Source organism: Cohnella soli, assembly GCF_042655525.1.
Lineage (GTDB): Bacteria > Bacillota > Bacilli > Paenibacillales > Paenibacillaceae > Cohnella > Cohnella soli.
Genome location: NZ_JBHSMI010000026.1, coordinates 71,488 through 87,824 on the forward strand (window position 1 = coordinate 71,488; position 16,337 = coordinate 87,824).

Below are 16,337 nucleotides of genomic sequence, written 5' to 3' on the forward strand. Positions count from 1 at the left end.
TCAACTCCTCCCTGCAGTCCGCACAATGCGGTGATTATGAAACCTATAGCCACCAATGTGCAAAATCGTTCGCTCCCCGCTCCGCTCCACCCGGAACGCCGAGCTTCCGTCTTGCCCGTACAAGTAAACATATGTCAACATCAGAAACTCCTCAACATTGCCGGGAACCAGCTCTGCGAGCTCCATTTCCGACCGCCCATACAGACGTTCCTGCACATAAGCGTCTACTTTCTTGCGCGTAATCGCCTTGCGCATTCTCGCCAAATTAGCTTGCCTCAGTTCCTCCTTCAACTCCTCCGGGACAGGCACTGTCACATGCTTTTCCGGCTGATGGGGCGCCCTCTTTCGTCGTGGCGTATAAAGCGACGACTCGTCCAGCAGCGACGATTGCCGCAAGGCGAACAGTTCCGGCCACAGGTCGGCCTCGACCTCCTCCGGAAGTCTCTTCCGAATCTGCGACAGTCGTTCGAGCGCATCGGCCAGTTGCCGATCCAGCCCTTGATGGTGCTGGCTTAAGTATCTCGCACGATCGTATGAGGAACGCAAATATTGATTGTGGCGTAGATCGATCTGATAGAAGATCTCGTCAAGCGTTCCATAGATCGCTTCGATCGTATACAGCGACCGCCGGACGCCCTGCTCAGACTCCGATAAGGAAGCATATTGATCGTTCTTCAACGCATCCTCAGCCGCTTCTGCTAGCCAGTCCGCGTTTAGAATCCATTCCTGCACAGTCTGCAAAATCTGGAACCGATATCTCGAAACATGATCGGATGTCTTCAAACGGTGGTAGCTGACATCGATGATCTGGCTTTTGTAAACGTCAAAATGGTGATCTAACACGTCCTGTATCGACGTCTGCCGGACCACCTCCTCCATATGATGCTTCATATTATTATAGAGGGTAACGAGCTCCTGCTGCAGTTGTTCCGACATGCGTTCCGCCTCTCGCACCGCAAAACCCGGTCGCCGCCGAGCCTCCTCCCCCGTCAACAATTGGAAGGTCACGAAGGCGAAGCGCTGGTACTCCACCGTCCTAGCCTCGCAGAGCTCCTGGAACAACGCAAGCATACGACTTGAGTAATGGGGCAACACCACATACTGCTGAAAATGCTCCCTCACCTCCACGTCGATCCATCCAAGCGTCTGCAACCGTCGCAGCATCGAATTCGCCTGCATCCGGGCTGCCTCCTCTAGGGTAAATTGTCGCTCAGTCGCTTGTTCCACCGCGGGGGACTCTCCAAGACCTTCGTTCTCATCGTCTGTCACTAGTTCCTCTCCAAGAGCCTGATAAGACTCGACAATCTCCTGAAGTAGGTCTCGCAGCACATCAAGCCGAATGCCAAATCGCTGGTCCTTGGATAGCTCATATATCGACAAAACCGCTTCCGCGTAGAGCCGCTTGTTGGAGCCTGTCAACAGTTGAAAGAAATAATCCGGTAAAATGTCGAATAATTTCAAAATATGACACCTCCCCCGCCGTTCCGCGTTAATGCACTCAGTATAACATATGGGAAATATTCAAACATTCGGAACATGTTTAAGTCAAATCCAACAATAAAGCACAGCCCCGAAGGACTGCGTACGTTTGCAGTGTATGATGGACTTTAGCTGGGTCGAACCACTGACCTCTTCGCTCCCAGCGAAACGCTCTGCCAGCTAAGCTAAGGACCGGGTTCAAAAACACGTTGTTTTTTTGGGACTGTGGATGCTCCCCAAACACATAATTTACTACGCTAATCACTAGATTCACGCCGGGATTGATGTTCGCTCAAGCTTTTATTTTGGTTACGGTTCAGCGTAACATCTATAGAGCGAAACCGAAGGCACCCGGGTTGGGTGCCTTCGGAAACAAGTATGCTTTCTCTAATCGTAATTGTCCGAATCAGAGTGGTACTCGCACAACTCAAGTCCCGTTTCCTCATCAACCAAGCCATCCCAATCAGGATCGAACTCAGTTGAACAGACTTCACATACCCCGACTTTATGTTTATGTCCACAAAATGCACACTCACCGATTGGAGCCAAGTCCTCATCTACTGATATTCCCACTTTACTGCACTCGTGGCAGGGCCAGCTTGCAACAACACCTGTCCCACCATCTTTTATTGATCTAAAGTTTAACCAATCAATTTCAGCTTCAATGGCTGCATCAATTCGATCTTGAAGAACTTCACCAAAGCTCATCCCTTTTATTGTTTGGTTATAAAAATGAAACTCTTCGGTCGATAAAAATTCGTCAATCTCGGTTTCCAGCTCATCCTCCAAAAAACGTGCAATGTAGTGTAATAAGAATACGATATTGGATTTACTATTAGATCCAAAAGTAAACGATGCATGAGTAGCGGAATTCCGCAAAATCTTTAGGATTTCATATGCCTTAAACTCGTCTGTCGTAATAGCATCAATCTCATCCCTGATTTTTCTATATGCTTTATCCACATGGATAGTTTTTCTGTACCCTAATCCGTATTTATCCTGCTGTTCGCTTTCGTAAATCTGTTCCTCATCGAAACGTCTTAATTTCTCCAATATCATTAGGTCAATGGAATTGACTAGATTCATGATTGCCTGTTTAATATCCGTTACTTCTTGGTTTTCTTCATACTCCATATAATGAGCTAAACCATGCTGTAACGAATCTATCGCATTTTCGAATAAATCAAGTTCGTGTTCCATGTGTCCTCCTTGTTTTGTTAGCTTTCCAACTATTAATCTTCCGGCTAACAACCCTACCATGCCAATACTCTACCCGGAATTGCTCGGCTTCCTTTTTCGCTGACTCCGTCAAATCCGAAGTCGTAACCAGTAGAGTCAAGATACAGCTATGATTCCGATTGGCCGCCATATGCTCCCGGACTGTCTGCAATAGAACCAAATTATGATCTGCATAGCATTTTGCCTGCACAGCCGTTCTTTCTCCACGCTTGTCCACAATGACTAGATTGACTCCCCCGTCATTGACGCTGACCACTACCTCATGAACGGCATAGCCCCGCACTTCTGCCGAATCAACGACGGAAGGGGCTTTTCCTTTGTCCGAAAAAGCCTCTAGGCTCACTTTTGTGATTTAGCTACTTTTGCGAAATATTCAGCATGAACTTTCCACCGAATAAATCCTTAGTCTCCACAATCGTCGACATGTCGGAAAGCTTTCCTATATTAGGTGAGAACGCCGTGTCTGTATCCCGATTAATAACGGCAATTCTATATTCTCTCTGATGCTTAAACGCGTTATCTTTATAGAAGAACAATGAGGGATTCCCTTGGTTGTAATCTTCAAGACGTTGCTTTTGATTAACTTGAAAATCCTCATATATTACTTTATCTGCAACAAAGCGAATATCTTGTTTAGCAAATGATTCCTTGATTCTTTCCATGAAAGCCTGAGGATTTATTATTAATGCATACTTCCCAAAGTTCTCTACAATTTTATCGATATCAGCTTCACCAAAATCTATACTACAATCAACACTATCTTCCAGTTCCTTTACAATTTTTAATGAATCATGACTAACATGAGTCATACAGAAAATCGGTTTTTTCGTTATCGCTTTATCTGTATAAGTGACTCTTCCCGCTTCGCCCTCAAGTACTAAAGTATCAGTGCCCTCCTCGTAAAAACGTAAACTCACGTCATTTAAGACTGCACTCAGTTCATATCTATCTCCGATTCCTTGTGCGCCGTCCTCCTTCTCCCTATCAATAAAATACTGTCCGTTATTCATCCAAATGTTCCCCTCTTGCAACGAGAGAAGATGATCTTTATTGTCTTGAAATTTAATAAGCATGAAGATCCTATCCTTATGCAGTAAGGCAGCCATAATATCTCCTCCATTCCTTTAATCATAATTACAAATTATACCTGTTTTCTGGAGACCAAACCATAAATTTCGCCTTACTTGTGATAGGGCTCACCGTAACGTTAGATAGGGTAAACTGATCGGTGCGGTAGAGCCACTTGGTTAATTAGTGAGAGCCATGATGTTAACGAAATAGAACTAGAGCCAACAAGTTAATAAGGAGAGCCATTAGAATATAAGGGCTCTCCCATTTACACTTTTCAGCTATCGTACCCGTTAGTTTAGTCGTTCATTACTTTACTCTCGGTATCAAAAATGCTTTTTCTGTCTTTTCGAAGCCAATACGTGGGTAATACTCCATTGCAGTCGGTGCAGAGAGCAATAATAAAGAAACCTCTTCTCCTAAGTGTTCCCGTAAACGCTTAACAAGTTCTGTTCCAATACCTGTCTTCTGATATTCCTTACATACCGCTAAATCTGATAAATAACAACAATATGAGAAATCAGTAATCGCTCTTGCAATGCCTACTAGCCTAACCCCATCCCAAGCAGAAATGTTAACATCGGCATTATCAATCATTTTTTGAATACGTTCAAGGTCATCCGCAGGACGTTTAATTCCAGAACTTTTAAAAACCTCCGAAACATCTTTAGAACAAAGAGATGTAATTTTATACTCAATTGTCATATGTAAACCTCTCATGTGAATTGATTTATATAATAATATACATAAAATGGAATGATGAAAAGGACCAATTCTGGTAATTAACGTTGGTCCATTTCTTTAATTACTATTTCGCTCTACTGCCCGTTAGCGCAGCAAAAGCGGTGGATCAGCTCCATCGCTTCACTCTCGTTACCCGTTACTTGCGGCGGCGATAAGATTGGTTACGTTTTTGTCGTTATACTCGCGATCTCCTTCACTTACCGTCATGTAGACGCCGAGCGCTTTGTTATAGAAACTACTTGTATCCTCTCGGCTCTTGGCGATTTTTAGTTTATAATCGGTGCCTGCTTTGGTGGTAAACGCCCACATGGCGCCTGTTGTATTTCCCATGGCCACCCAGGCCGAGGTTCGATCAAAGGCATACTGTCCTTGATTCATATAAAATTCCCCGATGGCATAGGTGGAAGGCTTTCGCTGCACCAAAACAACAGACTCACCTGTGGTCAACATAAGTTCAAGATACGTCTCATTCACTCGTGGCAGCTGCTCTTTGTAATGCGAAAGTGCCTCTTCCTTCGTAGCCGACCAATGCACGGGTTGCGTGCTTGCGGTCTTTTGGCATCCTACTAAGAATAGCAGGATGCTTAGAAATAGAAGGGGAAAGCGAATACGAATAAGAATCACTCCTTTACATTCCTATTATACCGCATATTGGAACCAATCTGCCCGTTAGTTGAACAAAGGCAGCCGATCTTACTGGTCGGCTGCCTTCGAGTATGCGTTGAACTATCGTACCCGTTAGTGCAACAGAAAGTTCCATATTGATTCAAAAAATATTAACAGGAAGACAACAAGATTAATCCAACCCGTTATTTTACGGTCTTTTTTAAATTCCTCTAAACTAATTACCAACAACATTAAACCCAACAGTAATAGCATAAGCGGTTGGAAATCAAAAGTCTGTGTAATGAATTCATAAGCGGCGATTATAATAGCCACTGCTGATAAAACAAAACGTAATATCTTTAACAATATGCCCACCTCTTTTTCTTATGCTCTAATCTGCCCGTTAGCGCAACGACGGCAGCCGATCGTTCTGAGGCCGGCTGCCGTCGTATCATGATTGAGCTATCGTCACCCGTTAGGAGTTGAAATGACTAAGGTTATTTTATCCGATATTATCTAAATTGATTTCACTATCTAATGTGCTTTCCCACCATACAGAATCATCCCCGTTAACAAGTTGGTGGATAAGTTTACGAAAAGGATAAGGCTGTAAATTATGCTTATCAAGTTCATTTACTGGCACCCAATAAAACTCAACATGTGACTCACGAGATGTTGGGGATTTTGGCGCTTCCAGTTCGGGGATTTTTAATTTGAAAACTTGATTGATTTCGCAATGTAACGCCTTGTCTTTCTCCCATTTATGTTCGACCACGCCTAAAAAACTCTCTACATCGCAAGACAACCCTATTTCTTCTTCAATTTCGCGTTTTAGAGCAATCGGCGCACTTTCACCAAACTCAATATGGCCACCCGGTAAAAAGGTGTTTCGATGTCCAATTGCATGCGCCAGTAAAACCTTATTATCACTAATAATAATGCCTCTTGTCAGATGGTGGAAATTGGACAATTGCTTCAACCCCCAGAAATTAGTTGGCCGTTTAAAGGCACCTTAATATTAACACATATTGGAAGTCTCCTGCCCTTTAGCTTAATAACTGACGCGAGAAACAATGTATGTTCTTGTCCTTCTACATTAGTTGAATTGAAAAACGGAACAACTGCATGTTCGTAGCTGTCCGTTGTATTAGGCGATAGTTTTCGTTGGCTCAACGGTGTTTTAGACTTAAGAGGATAAGTTATCAATAATCTCTACTACTTCGATTTCTCCGTTAATCAGCAGTTCAGGAAGATCGTTATTTATATTGCCCTTCCAATAATCTCTGGCCTGTTCAATTTTTCGAGAGAAAGGACTTCCATCTTCCTTTGGTAAGAGGTTCCCATCCCCCTCAAAGACATTCCCAATAACTCGAAGTTTTACTATCTGCAAAACTTTGCGATGGTAAGATTCAAACAGTTCCTTCCATCGCAAAGCATCTTCATAGCTTTTTGCGGCGTATAAGCAAGACAATCGTGAAGGATATTCTGGATATTCCTGGAGTCTAACCATTTCAACTATCACTTCTCTAATAGCTCTGATTGTTTGACCTACATACCTAAAAGCTACATCAGCATTTTCTTTATCCATCTTCAAGCCTTCATTTGTATAATGACTGCGCAAAATTTGAATAAAGTCTTCACCTTTGGAATTCATCTGTTCCTTCTCAAAAAAGAAGTGATATAAGGTGTTTTTTTCGTTTTTGTCAAAGCTTATTATCTGCCCTAGGCCCATTATATTCCGAGTGACAATGTGGTAAACATACATTTCGTTTTCTTGCATGTTATGCCCTCCTATTAACCACTGTTAACGTAGGTTAATTCGGTATTTACCAGCATTATCCTGCCAGTTAGCACAACGACGGCAGCCGATCGTTTTGAGGCCGGCTGCCGTCGTGTCATGATGAGCTATCGTACCCGTTAGCGCAATCAAAGCTGCCGCATTACAGCCCTGAACTGTACACGGTTCATCCCTTTTACTCTACAATTGTAATTACATTGCCGTCTGGATCATGAACATGAAAATATTTTCCACAGGGTAAGTTATCATAACGATTCGATACGGTTACCCCATTTTCCAGCAATTGCGTATAAAATGCTTCAGCATCATCGGTACGCAACTCAAAGATCGGCGCTGGCTTCCCATTTCGTGTAAAATGTAACGGGGTCAGTTCTTGCTCTTCATGCATTAGAACGCTTGGACCATTATCTCCAAGTTGAATGATTGCATTTGCGTTTTGATCAAAGCGCATAGGTTCTCGCAGCAAGATGACACCAAGATTTTCAACGTACCATTTTGCTGAAACCTCGACATTTCGGACCGGAAGATTAATGCATGCTAGCCCTGTGATCCTTTTCATTACCTTTGTAACAAACACCGAACCTAATTTCTGTTCCGTCATCGTTTGCTCCACCAATTCAAACAACTCCTTCTTTAAAATTGTTTTGGCCCTTCGAAGACGACTTTCCACTAAGCTAAGACTCATGCCGTACAGCTTACTGATTTCCGTTGCGGTATAACCACCTAAATAATACTGAGTAATAACCATACGATACTTTCCATCTAGTTCCCCCAGCGCCTTCCATACTGCCTGTTGCCGTTCGCGCAGCAAATACGTTTCTTCGGTGAAGTTCTCGGCACTGCCGACCAGCACGGCATCTTCGAGCCTCACAGAAGGCTTCGTTTTGCGAGCAAAATCCGTCGCAGTATTGCGTGCGATACTCAAGAGCCAACTTCCGAATTTACTTGCGTCCTGAAGTTTGGTTAGGTTATACCAGGCTTTCACGAAGACTTCCTGAGCTACGTCTTCTGCATTATGGGCATCGCCCAACCTTGAATAGGCAGCTAAAAAAACGGCATTGGCGTATCGCCCAACCAGTTGTCTAAATGCATCCGTGTTTCCCTGAGCTGATTGTCTTACCAGTATAGTATCTTCGTTGGTCATGTCTCACCTCTGTAAAACCGTCCCACTTATATAGACGGATCCTTGGACCAATTACAGTCAAAACAGATTACCGATTTTCTATAATAAATATCATATACACTTCGATACGACTCTATATTTACCTTCTATTACTTGTTGCGCTATTCTGCCCGTTAGCGCAACGACGGCAGCCGATCGTTCTGAGGCCGGCTGCCGTCGTATCATGATTGAACTATCGTACCAGTTAGTTCAATGATCTGATTAGAACAACTTGGCAAGTTTGATATCTTCTAAAGGTATGTTTTTTTTGATATCAAATAACCGCACGAATGTTACATCGAAGCTCGGAAAAGGAGGTAATGCTTCTCTCGCAGCCAATTTCATTTCTATAATTTCTGCTTCATCCATGCCCCATTTTGTTTGACCCAAAGTCAAATGTGGAATGAAGTAATCCAACTCTGTATTACTGTCAATAAGTTCGGGAGGTGAGGAAACCGCATCTACCAAATTCTTGTGTAGATTATATATCTCTTTCGATTCAACGCTAAGGAATGTAACCGCTGTTCCAAATGATCCTGGTTCAGACAAAGTTAACTGGAAGATTGGAAAAGAAGAACAAGTTTCTCTTACCTTTTCAAGCCAATTCATATCCTCCGTAAGTCCATTTGAGAGTTTAACGGTAATATGAGGCTCCACAGGAGCCCTAAATCCGTTATCATCCCATCGATTTCGAAATGTCTTAGCCCATTTATTACGAAACACCAAAATTTGTTCTTTATAATCTTCAGGTGGAACGATTCCTATGAAAAAGGGCATTTTACACCCCTCTATAAATAATATGTATTTTTCTCGGAGCGTTCCTATTCATTTCAATCATCAACTTTCCTAACATTTATGTTTTTAGAAATTATTCCTCAAATATTTTCCAAATCCTGCTTTAGTGTTAAACTGCCCGTTCGCAATAACAGTTGCTCCGTAGCAGCCGTTCGAGTATCGTACCCATTAGTTCAACACTATTTCTCTTCAAAGCAATTTTCACACTCAAAACCAGTCAAAGAATTTAATAATTTGATCCCGCAAATTGTACAATTTCTTTCACCCGAATACCAAAATCCTGTTTTGTGGAACAAGGTAACGCTTTTATCCCAATGAATACTATCCTCGTGTTTTGGCGGATAAATATCGCCTTCTTCATCAACTGGAGGTGATGGTTCATTCCCTGATAAGAATCCCTTAATCCAATACTTCGTAGTTATAGGCATGTCACCTATTTCCCCAAGCGAAACATTAAAGAAAACATCTTTTTGTGGGCAGTATGCGGATATTCTCCCATGAAAAGTATGAGGATTCCCCACAATGAAATGCTTACCTTTGCAATGTTCTTCAAAAGTGAACCATAGGTCTTTATCAAAAGCATGAATTTGTTTCAATTACTCACCACCTAAATCGACTCTTACTTTGTAGTATATATTACATGCCTTTATTCCGTTATCCTGCCCGTTAGTTCATTGAGGCTGCCAAACGATTTCGGGGTAACCTCGTGTTGTAGTTTATTGAGTTTTTGTGTCCCTACTGAACAACTTAATGTTATTCTAAGTTGTTTTCAGGGAGTTCTACTTCCAGTGGTTCTCGAACCATATGTTTAAATTCCTTCTTACACACCTCAAATTTCTTGTAGTTCTCTCTTGCTGCAGACAATGAAATATGGTTTGCACCAATATTTTTATCAGGATAATCATGAGCAACAGCATCATACTGCCAAAAACAAACATCACAAATATCCACAATTACCTCATCATCGCTATCAACAGTGAAATATTCACAACATGGACATTGTATTCTCTTCATCTTCAGCACCCCACTTAATATATACTGCCCATTAGGCAACGGAGCGTGCGCCAAATTGTTCATTTTGGAAATACTAAAACATACGATACATCACAGGGGGAATTAGATTTGAACGAAGAACAGTTTCAGCAAATGCGTAAATAGAAATTAATCGAATACGTTCCGAATTAAGTAAACTCAATTTAACAACAAACAACGGGACAATTCGAGAAGTCGAAGAGCAGTTGTCCGATGCTATAGATAAGTTGGATACTATTGAGGAAGGCTCGTGGCTATAAATGAACAGTAAATTATATCTTAGCTAATCAGGTTGCCGATTTACTGGTAGCCTGTTGTTCATTGCACTATCGTTCCCGTTACTTTAATGGACCATTCCAGTTTGTACTATTTTGGTATAATGACCTCCCGCGCTATCCGTAACGGCAAGTTTCATTATCAACATTCTAATAATTACTAACTTGTCCACGATGTACAGCGCTGCATATGGCTAGTGAATTCCCATCTGGGTCAAAAAATCCGCTTGCTCCATTCATCTTTACTTTACGAGTACGCAACCCTGTTAGCATCGGCTCAACATTTGCTGTGTAGAAGTCGATTACACTATGGGTTACATTCGCGTACGAGTTCACAAAAGCAAGTCGTTGTTCATCTTGTGTTTCAACCAAATAAAAGTTCGGTACTCCAAGCCGTTCGCCTCCGTCAAGATAAAGCATTGCAGCCTCCCAATCTCCCTCCGGTTCACCGAGAACTTTCATGCCAAAGGTCACGGTATACCAGGCAACAGCTTTTTTCAAATCCGTCACGGGAATTTCTACGCCTGCAACACGCCATACGAACGGATGCGCTTTTGGAGTTTCTTGACTCCCGCCTCCTTGACCAGTGAGTTCAACATTACAAACCCCGAACGAATTACCGTCGCAGTCCCGAAAACCAAAACCTTGGCGATTCGGTTCCTGCTCCCAATCAATCTCGTTTACGTCAACCCCACGTTCTTTTAGAAATCGATAGTACCCTTTAAGATCATGTGTATAGAGGTCAATGACACTTTGAATATAGCCATGCCGCGTATTCTTAAATGTTAATCGGCGTTTATCTTCTGTCTTTACTAGATATATTGAAGGCACGCCAATCGCTCCCGATCCGCCTTGAAAGTGTAACATCGCAGATTTCCATTCGTCGTTCCATTCCCCTTGAAGCTTCGCACCGAGCATATCACCGTACCATTCAACTGCTCTGCGTAAATCGAATACGGGAATTTCAATCGTAGCAATGCGGGGCACAATCGCACGCAGGACTTCTCGTTCGATGTTTTGTTCAAAACCATCATTTTTCATTAAACCATCCATCAGTACAAACAACTCCTTCTTTAGCGAATCTTTTGACCTTCTAATTCGACTCTCTGCCGCATCAATGGAAATATCCAAAATTTCAGCTGTTTCTTTAATGGTAAATCCACCCACATAATGGAGTGTTGATGCAAGCCGCTGTGGTTCCTTTAGGGAGTTTAAAGCATCGAAAACCTTCCTTCTTACGTCTCGCTGCAATACCAGTTCCTCGACCGACTGACCTGTCTGCAGATCGAAAGCAGCTTCGAGTGACGTATATCTTCCTTCTGTTCTTAGTGCATTCAGACTCAACCTCCTGACGATAGAATATAGCCAACTCCCAAGTTTCTCGGGATTTTTTAAGGAATGCATATTCATATGCGCTTTAAGAAAAGCTTCTTGCGCTATGTCTTGCGCAGTGTGGTAATCCCGAACCACTTCATAAGCAACGGCGTGCACGACGTTTGCATATTTGCGGACGATTGCGCCAAAAGCCTCCCAATCTCCAAGCAGCGCCGCTTGCACCCGTTCAATATCGTCACACACTGTTTACCCCCCTTTGATTAAGCAGACACATTACTTCCTCGATTTCCGTCGGTCTTACCCAAGGAAAAATTTGCATACAAAAAAACTTCGACATTTATGTTCGAAGTCCTTACTCCGGGTTCCCAAAAACTTACCGTTACTTCAATGAAAATAGGAGCAAGATGCCGAGGCAACTGCTCCAAGTTTCATCGAACTATCGTTCTCCGTTAGCGTAAATCCCTTTAGTTAAATCTGGTTTCCTGTTTTGCCCCCCGTCGCACCTAACTACTCCGCAGCAACTGTTGGCCCAGATATCGGGTCAGAAGTACAGAATCGGAAATAGTGGTGTTGCATGATCAAAGGGACTTAAAGTAGCCAGACAGATCATAGCGTTTAAGGATAGCACTCAACAGAAGAGTCATTTTCTCAGGGGAGCTAAACCCGTCTGACCCTAAAACAAATCCAGCAATCTCCCGACCTTCTCGTGCGATATTCGGAAACCGGGATGCATACCAAGTGAAATACTCTGGCTCAGAATTGGGATTGATTTGATGCCAATCGAGCACAGCAGAAGCAAAGTTGAATCTCCAAAGCCAAACATCAAATTCCTGATCTGGTTCTCTGCCTAATGCTGAAAGTTTTTCGCGCTCCTCGTCTTTCTCTCGAATGAAAAATCGCTTTAGGCGATATCCCCTTTGTCCAAGATAATCTTGCACAAGAATGTCGTGGAGCATTGTTTGGATCGCCTCAGCCATCTCAGCAGCCCTCTGATTTTTGCAGTAAGCGGTTTCCAAAGAGAGAAGTGGGAACCCTTGATCATAAAATATGCAATGAGTCATTTCATGAGCAACGGCATAATCGTCAAGTTTGGACTGGCAGGGATCGGGTATCTGTATGAAATAGGTGCGCTCACCTCTTGTCGCACTATATCCCTGTGCCACTCCGGAGTACCAAACGACGTCTTTCATTATCGACGGCCTATTTTCCGAATAGAAAGACTCGAATGACGCGGAAACGTTCCTTACCTGATTAACAATATACGGCTCAGGATAATAGATATCCCCGTTTGGCTGAACGGAAATCAAAGATTTACAACAATTCGAGAACGGTTTCTGACTTCCACACAGACAGAGTGCAGTATCTGCTTGCATTTTTCCAACTCTCTCTCCGATAAAATAGGCCGCAATAGGAGCCACGCCAGCGCACCTGCGGCCCCAAATGTTTCATTATACATTATATCAGATTCGTCTCATCACAAGCCGTGTTCTAACTACGAGGTGTTTGTGTTTGCACACCTAACGATCCCGTGGATGGTAGTTCCGGATTCTCGAACACCCAGGAGTGCACCTAGAGGCACAGGAGCGTGTAAGGGATTTACATATTTTGCATGGAAAATGCTTCCGATTTCTATATACTAGAATAGTCTATTTATCCCAGTATTTCTAGTTCCTCATAAATAGAATGGATCAACAAAGGAGACGTCATATGTCGAAATCAAAGTTTTTAACAAAAACGTTAAGCATGATCGTTCTGCTCGCAGTGGTTTTCGGGGTCATGAATGTCGCTTGGGCCGCTTCCAGCGAGAAGAAAGCGAAAGACGATATGCAGGGCCACTGGGCAGAGATCGCCCTACGTAAATGGGTGAGCGAGGGTCTGCTTAAAGGATACCGCAACCAGTATTCCCCGGATCAGCCGATTACACGAGCAGAACTGATCACTCTGATCAACAGATCCAATAATCTGACTGAAGTCTCCGATATTTCTTATTCCGATTTAGCCCGTACGTATTGGGCTTATAATCAGATCGCCATCGCTGCTAAGGCGGGGTACGTGAAAGGATACGCAGACGGGACGATTCGCCCAGGTAATCCGGTTACCCGCGAAGAGGCCGCTAGCATGATTGCCTCTTATCTCGGACTCTCGTCCATAGATTTGAAAGGTCTGTCTTCCTTTAGAGATTCTGGCGCTCTCTCTTCCTGGAGCAAAAGCGCGGTAGCCGCTCTAGCGGAAGCCGGTATCGCATCCGGGAACGCCACGGGCAACTTCCTTCCGAAAAATCTACTATCGAGAGCGGAAGCCGTGACACTGCTCGACAAAGCAAGAAGTTATCACCAACCGGCTACGGAATACTCCCAAGCGGGCGTGTACGGTCCCCAGACGGGAACCGAGACAATCCGCGGGGACGTAATCGTGTCGGCTCCGGGGGTTACGCTTCGTAACCTCATAATCGAGGGAGACTTGACGCTTACCGCTGGAGTAGGCGAGGGAGATGCTACCTTCAAGAAAGTAACTGTCAAGGGTACGACCATCGTTCGGGGGGGAGGAGCGAACTCTATCCATTTCGAGGATTCCGTACTTGTGCGAATTTCGATCGACAAAACAGACGGAACCGTACGTGTCGTGGTCGTCGGAGCCACTTCCGTCGAAAATGTCGTCGTCCATACGCCGGTTAAGCTAGAAGAGTCAAGCGTGACGGATAGCGGCTTCAAGAATGTCGAGCTTGCGGACAATCTGCCGGCCGGCTCGAATGTTCAACTCACGGGACAGTTCGAAAATGTCAGAGTGCTATCCTCGGACATTCGGATCAGTCTGCCTAAGGGTTCGGTCGGACAGCTCGATGTTGGGAACGACGCTTCGAACAATCAGATTGAAGTTGGCCGCGAGGCAACCATCGCGGAGCTCGTTCTGAACGCCGTTGCGAAACTACTTGGTCAAGGCACAATTGATAAAGCGACCGTCAATAACGGCGCCGCTGGATCGAGTTTTGAGAAGCGTCCGACTAACGTAGATGGAAGTGCTTCGGGCAGCATCGGCGCTTTTGGCGGAAGCTCATACAACGGTAACAGCGGTGGCAGTGGCGGAAACAATGGTGGCGATAATATATGCATCCTATCTCCGGACGATTGCCGGGACGCGACACTAAAGAGCTTGGCCGTATCGGATTTCACGCTGAATCAACTGGATGCAAGCTTCATGAACACAGGTGGAACCGGTTTTACTCCTTCTGTGTTCGCATATAGTATCGTCACTCCTAGGGAGATGGCCGAGCCCGTTACGACGACGATTTCCGTCACGCACGCGACATACGCGACCGTATCTTACACGATTTTCGGGCCAGGAAGGACTCTTATTGCTTCCGGTGTCTTGACTAAAGATAATCCGTCTTTCCAGGTGAGCGTCCGTCCGCTCCAGGACGTCAGTGTTTACATTAATGTAAAAAGCAAAGATGGGAAATCAACGAAAATGTATAGGGTCGAATTCCAATATCCGAGAACCATACAAGAAGGCTTGAGAATTGGGACATTTGCCGGTAGGATTTCGCAATATGCCCTCTATAAGGGATCAGTAAACGGTCAACGATTAGGGGAAACAGACACGGTGAAATTGTTCGAACCCGGCTCCTCCGAACCATTCGTGACATGCAAGTTTACTATTTGCGTAATTCCCGAAGGTAAAGTCACCAACACTGTTGGAACTTGGGATGTTCAGATTATGAAAAACGACATAGTCTTTGCGGAAGGACAATATCACTACGACTTTTCGATTGTGAACGTTGTCTCCAACAATGGAGCGATCGAAGTGGTGCCTTATACAACCCAAGAGTTGATCGAAGCTCTCGTTAATTATCCAGGCACCATTAGGCCCTATCAGTTCGGTTACACGGTATTTGTAAAAAAGGATAGGCTATTGCAGGATTTCCCGAATGCGAAATATATAACCACTGGTACAATACCCATGAATAGTCAAGTAACCGTCTTGCCTGAAGGCTTACCGAAAGAAGATTATAAACTTGACATAATGCCCGCCAGCTATGTCTTTTATGTGATGGGACCCGCAAAAACGATTTACTATGACAATATGGAAAACAGTCAGGAAATAGGCGGCTTTACGTATCCTGTTTTTGACGATCCAAATGTCCCCAAGCTTGTGAATGACATGTACAATTTCGTTGGTGTGTATGATGAGGATTTCCATCTCCTCGGACAGATGATTACGCCAGTCACATTCGATGAAGCCCATGTCGCGTCCGGGTATATCCCGGCACGCAACTGGCAGCCTGTTCTACCGTAAACTTCAGATTGTAGACTGGAGTTGTTAATTAACTAAGCATCGACAGCTTTTGAAAAAATAAATAGAACATGATCCATTCAAAAGAAACAGCTGCGAACCAAGACCTGAAAAATTAAGTCTTGGTCCGCAGCTGTATTTTATTTGATGATACTCCCGCAGTATCCTGCCCGTTAGTTGGGTCCCATACTGGCTCTGTACATTAACATCGTGGCTCTATTTTATTAACAAAGTGGTCTCATTCATTAACTTAATGGCTCCATAGGACTGAAATATTCATCAGACTCGGTATTAGATGAACAAAGGTAGTAATTGAACCTACACCCTTCTGTATTCAAGTTTACCCCAAAACCGGAGTAAATTTTACTCCGGTTTGACTCGGCAAGCGTATCGAAGATTGCTTCTTACGCGACCTTTGATCTTGCCCCGAATAGATGGACACAGAGAAACCCTCTATAATAAAAGGTGGAGGGAATTTCTATGGGGCAACGGAAGAAGTTTGACAAAGCATTTA

At 43.9% G+C, this 16,337-nt stretch carries 16 protein-coding genes and 1 tRNA gene; 1 reads left to right on the plus strand and 16 read right to left on the minus strand.

The window, feature by feature from the left end; all coding sequences use genetic code 11:
* From ACFPOF_RS16350 to ACFPOF_RS16425, 16 genes are all read right to left on the minus strand, one after another.
* Entirely contained in the window at window positions 1-1,461 is a 1,461-nt protein-coding gene (locus ACFPOF_RS16350) for a Wadjet anti-phage system protein JetA family protein (RefSeq protein ID WP_378134514.1), read from the minus strand.
* Between the two features lie 140 nt (window positions 1,462-1,601).
* Window positions 1,602-1,668 (minus strand) — tRNA-Pro (locus ACFPOF_RS16355).
* Between the two features lie 198 nt (window positions 1,669-1,866).
* The gene (locus tag ACFPOF_RS16360) at window positions 1,867-2,679 is read right to left on the minus strand and encodes a hypothetical protein (protein ID WP_378134516.1); all 813 of its coding nucleotides are present in this window, start codon (window positions 2,677-2,679) and stop codon (window positions 1,867-1,869) included.
* Entirely contained in the window at window positions 2,663-3,061 is a 399-nt protein-coding gene (locus tag ACFPOF_RS16365) for a restriction endonuclease (protein WP_378134518.1), read from the minus strand. The genes ACFPOF_RS16360 and ACFPOF_RS16365 overlap by 17 nt, the downstream gene beginning before the upstream one ends.
* A gap of 13 nt (window positions 3,062-3,074) precedes the next feature.
* Entirely contained in the window at window positions 3,075-3,824 is a 750-nt protein-coding gene (locus ACFPOF_RS16370; RefSeq protein WP_378134520.1) for a hypothetical protein, read from the minus strand.
* 271 nt (window positions 3,825-4,095) lie between these two features.
* Window positions 4,096-4,491, minus strand: coding sequence for a GNAT family N-acetyltransferase (locus ACFPOF_RS16375; RefSeq protein ID WP_378134522.1), 396 nt, complete (start codon window positions 4,489-4,491; stop codon window positions 4,096-4,098).
* A gap of 168 nt (window positions 4,492-4,659) precedes the next feature.
* Entirely contained in the window at window positions 4,660-5,154 is a 495-nt protein-coding gene (locus tag ACFPOF_RS16380) for a hypothetical protein (protein ID WP_378134524.1), read from the minus strand.
* Between the two features lie 114 nt (window positions 5,155-5,268).
* Window positions 5,269-5,409: a DUF3953 domain-containing protein gene (locus ACFPOF_RS16385; protein ID WP_378134545.1), complete on the minus strand. Its 141-nt coding sequence runs from the start codon at window positions 5,407-5,409 to the stop codon at window positions 5,269-5,271.
* A 229-nt stretch (window positions 5,410-5,638) separates the two neighbouring features.
* Window positions 5,639-6,106: an NUDIX domain-containing protein gene (locus ACFPOF_RS16390; protein ID WP_378134526.1), complete on the minus strand. Its 468-nt coding sequence runs from the start codon at window positions 6,104-6,106 to the stop codon at window positions 5,639-5,641.
* A gap of 216 nt (window positions 6,107-6,322) precedes the next feature.
* Entirely contained in the window at window positions 6,323-6,916 is a 594-nt protein-coding gene (locus ACFPOF_RS16395) for a DUF2441 domain-containing protein (protein WP_378134528.1), read from the minus strand.
* Window positions 6,917-7,109: 193 nt separating this feature from the next.
* Window positions 7,110-8,078: a sigma-70 family RNA polymerase sigma factor gene (locus tag ACFPOF_RS16400; protein ID WP_378134530.1), complete on the minus strand. Its 969-nt coding sequence runs from the start codon at window positions 8,076-8,078 to the stop codon at window positions 7,110-7,112.
* 240 nt (window positions 8,079-8,318) lie between these two features.
* Complete coding sequence (locus ACFPOF_RS16405; RefSeq protein WP_378134532.1) at window positions 8,319-8,873, minus strand: 2'-5' RNA ligase family protein; 555 nt, start codon at window positions 8,871-8,873, stop codon at window positions 8,319-8,321.
* A 197-nt stretch (window positions 8,874-9,070) separates the two neighbouring features.
* Entirely contained in the window at window positions 9,071-9,487 is a 417-nt protein-coding gene (locus tag ACFPOF_RS16410; protein ID WP_378134534.1) for a hypothetical protein, read from the minus strand.
* Between the two features lie 157 nt (window positions 9,488-9,644).
* Window positions 9,645-9,905: a CPCC family cysteine-rich protein gene (locus tag ACFPOF_RS16415; protein WP_378134535.1), complete on the minus strand. Its 261-nt coding sequence runs from the start codon at window positions 9,903-9,905 to the stop codon at window positions 9,645-9,647.
* Window positions 9,906-10,348: 443 nt separating this feature from the next.
* Window positions 10,349-11,776 carry a sigma-70 family RNA polymerase sigma factor gene (locus ACFPOF_RS16420; RefSeq protein ID WP_378134537.1) on the minus strand — a complete coding sequence of 476 codons (1,428 nt, stop codon included), beginning with the start codon at window positions 11,774-11,776 and terminating at the stop codon, window positions 10,349-10,351.
* A gap of 335 nt (window positions 11,777-12,111) precedes the next feature.
* Window positions 12,112-12,723, minus strand: a complete 612-nt coding sequence (locus ACFPOF_RS16425; protein ID WP_378134539.1) for a hypothetical protein — start codon at window positions 12,721-12,723, stop codon at window positions 12,112-12,114.
* Between the two features lie 517 nt (window positions 12,724-13,240).
* On the opposite strand from ACFPOF_RS16425, the gene ACFPOF_RS16430 reads away from it, so the two are divergent.
* A complete protein-coding gene (locus ACFPOF_RS16430; RefSeq protein WP_378134541.1) occupies window positions 13,241-15,826 on the plus strand; it encodes an S-layer homology domain-containing protein in 2,586 nt (861 codons plus the stop codon).
* Window positions 15,827-16,337: the final 511 nt, after the last annotated feature.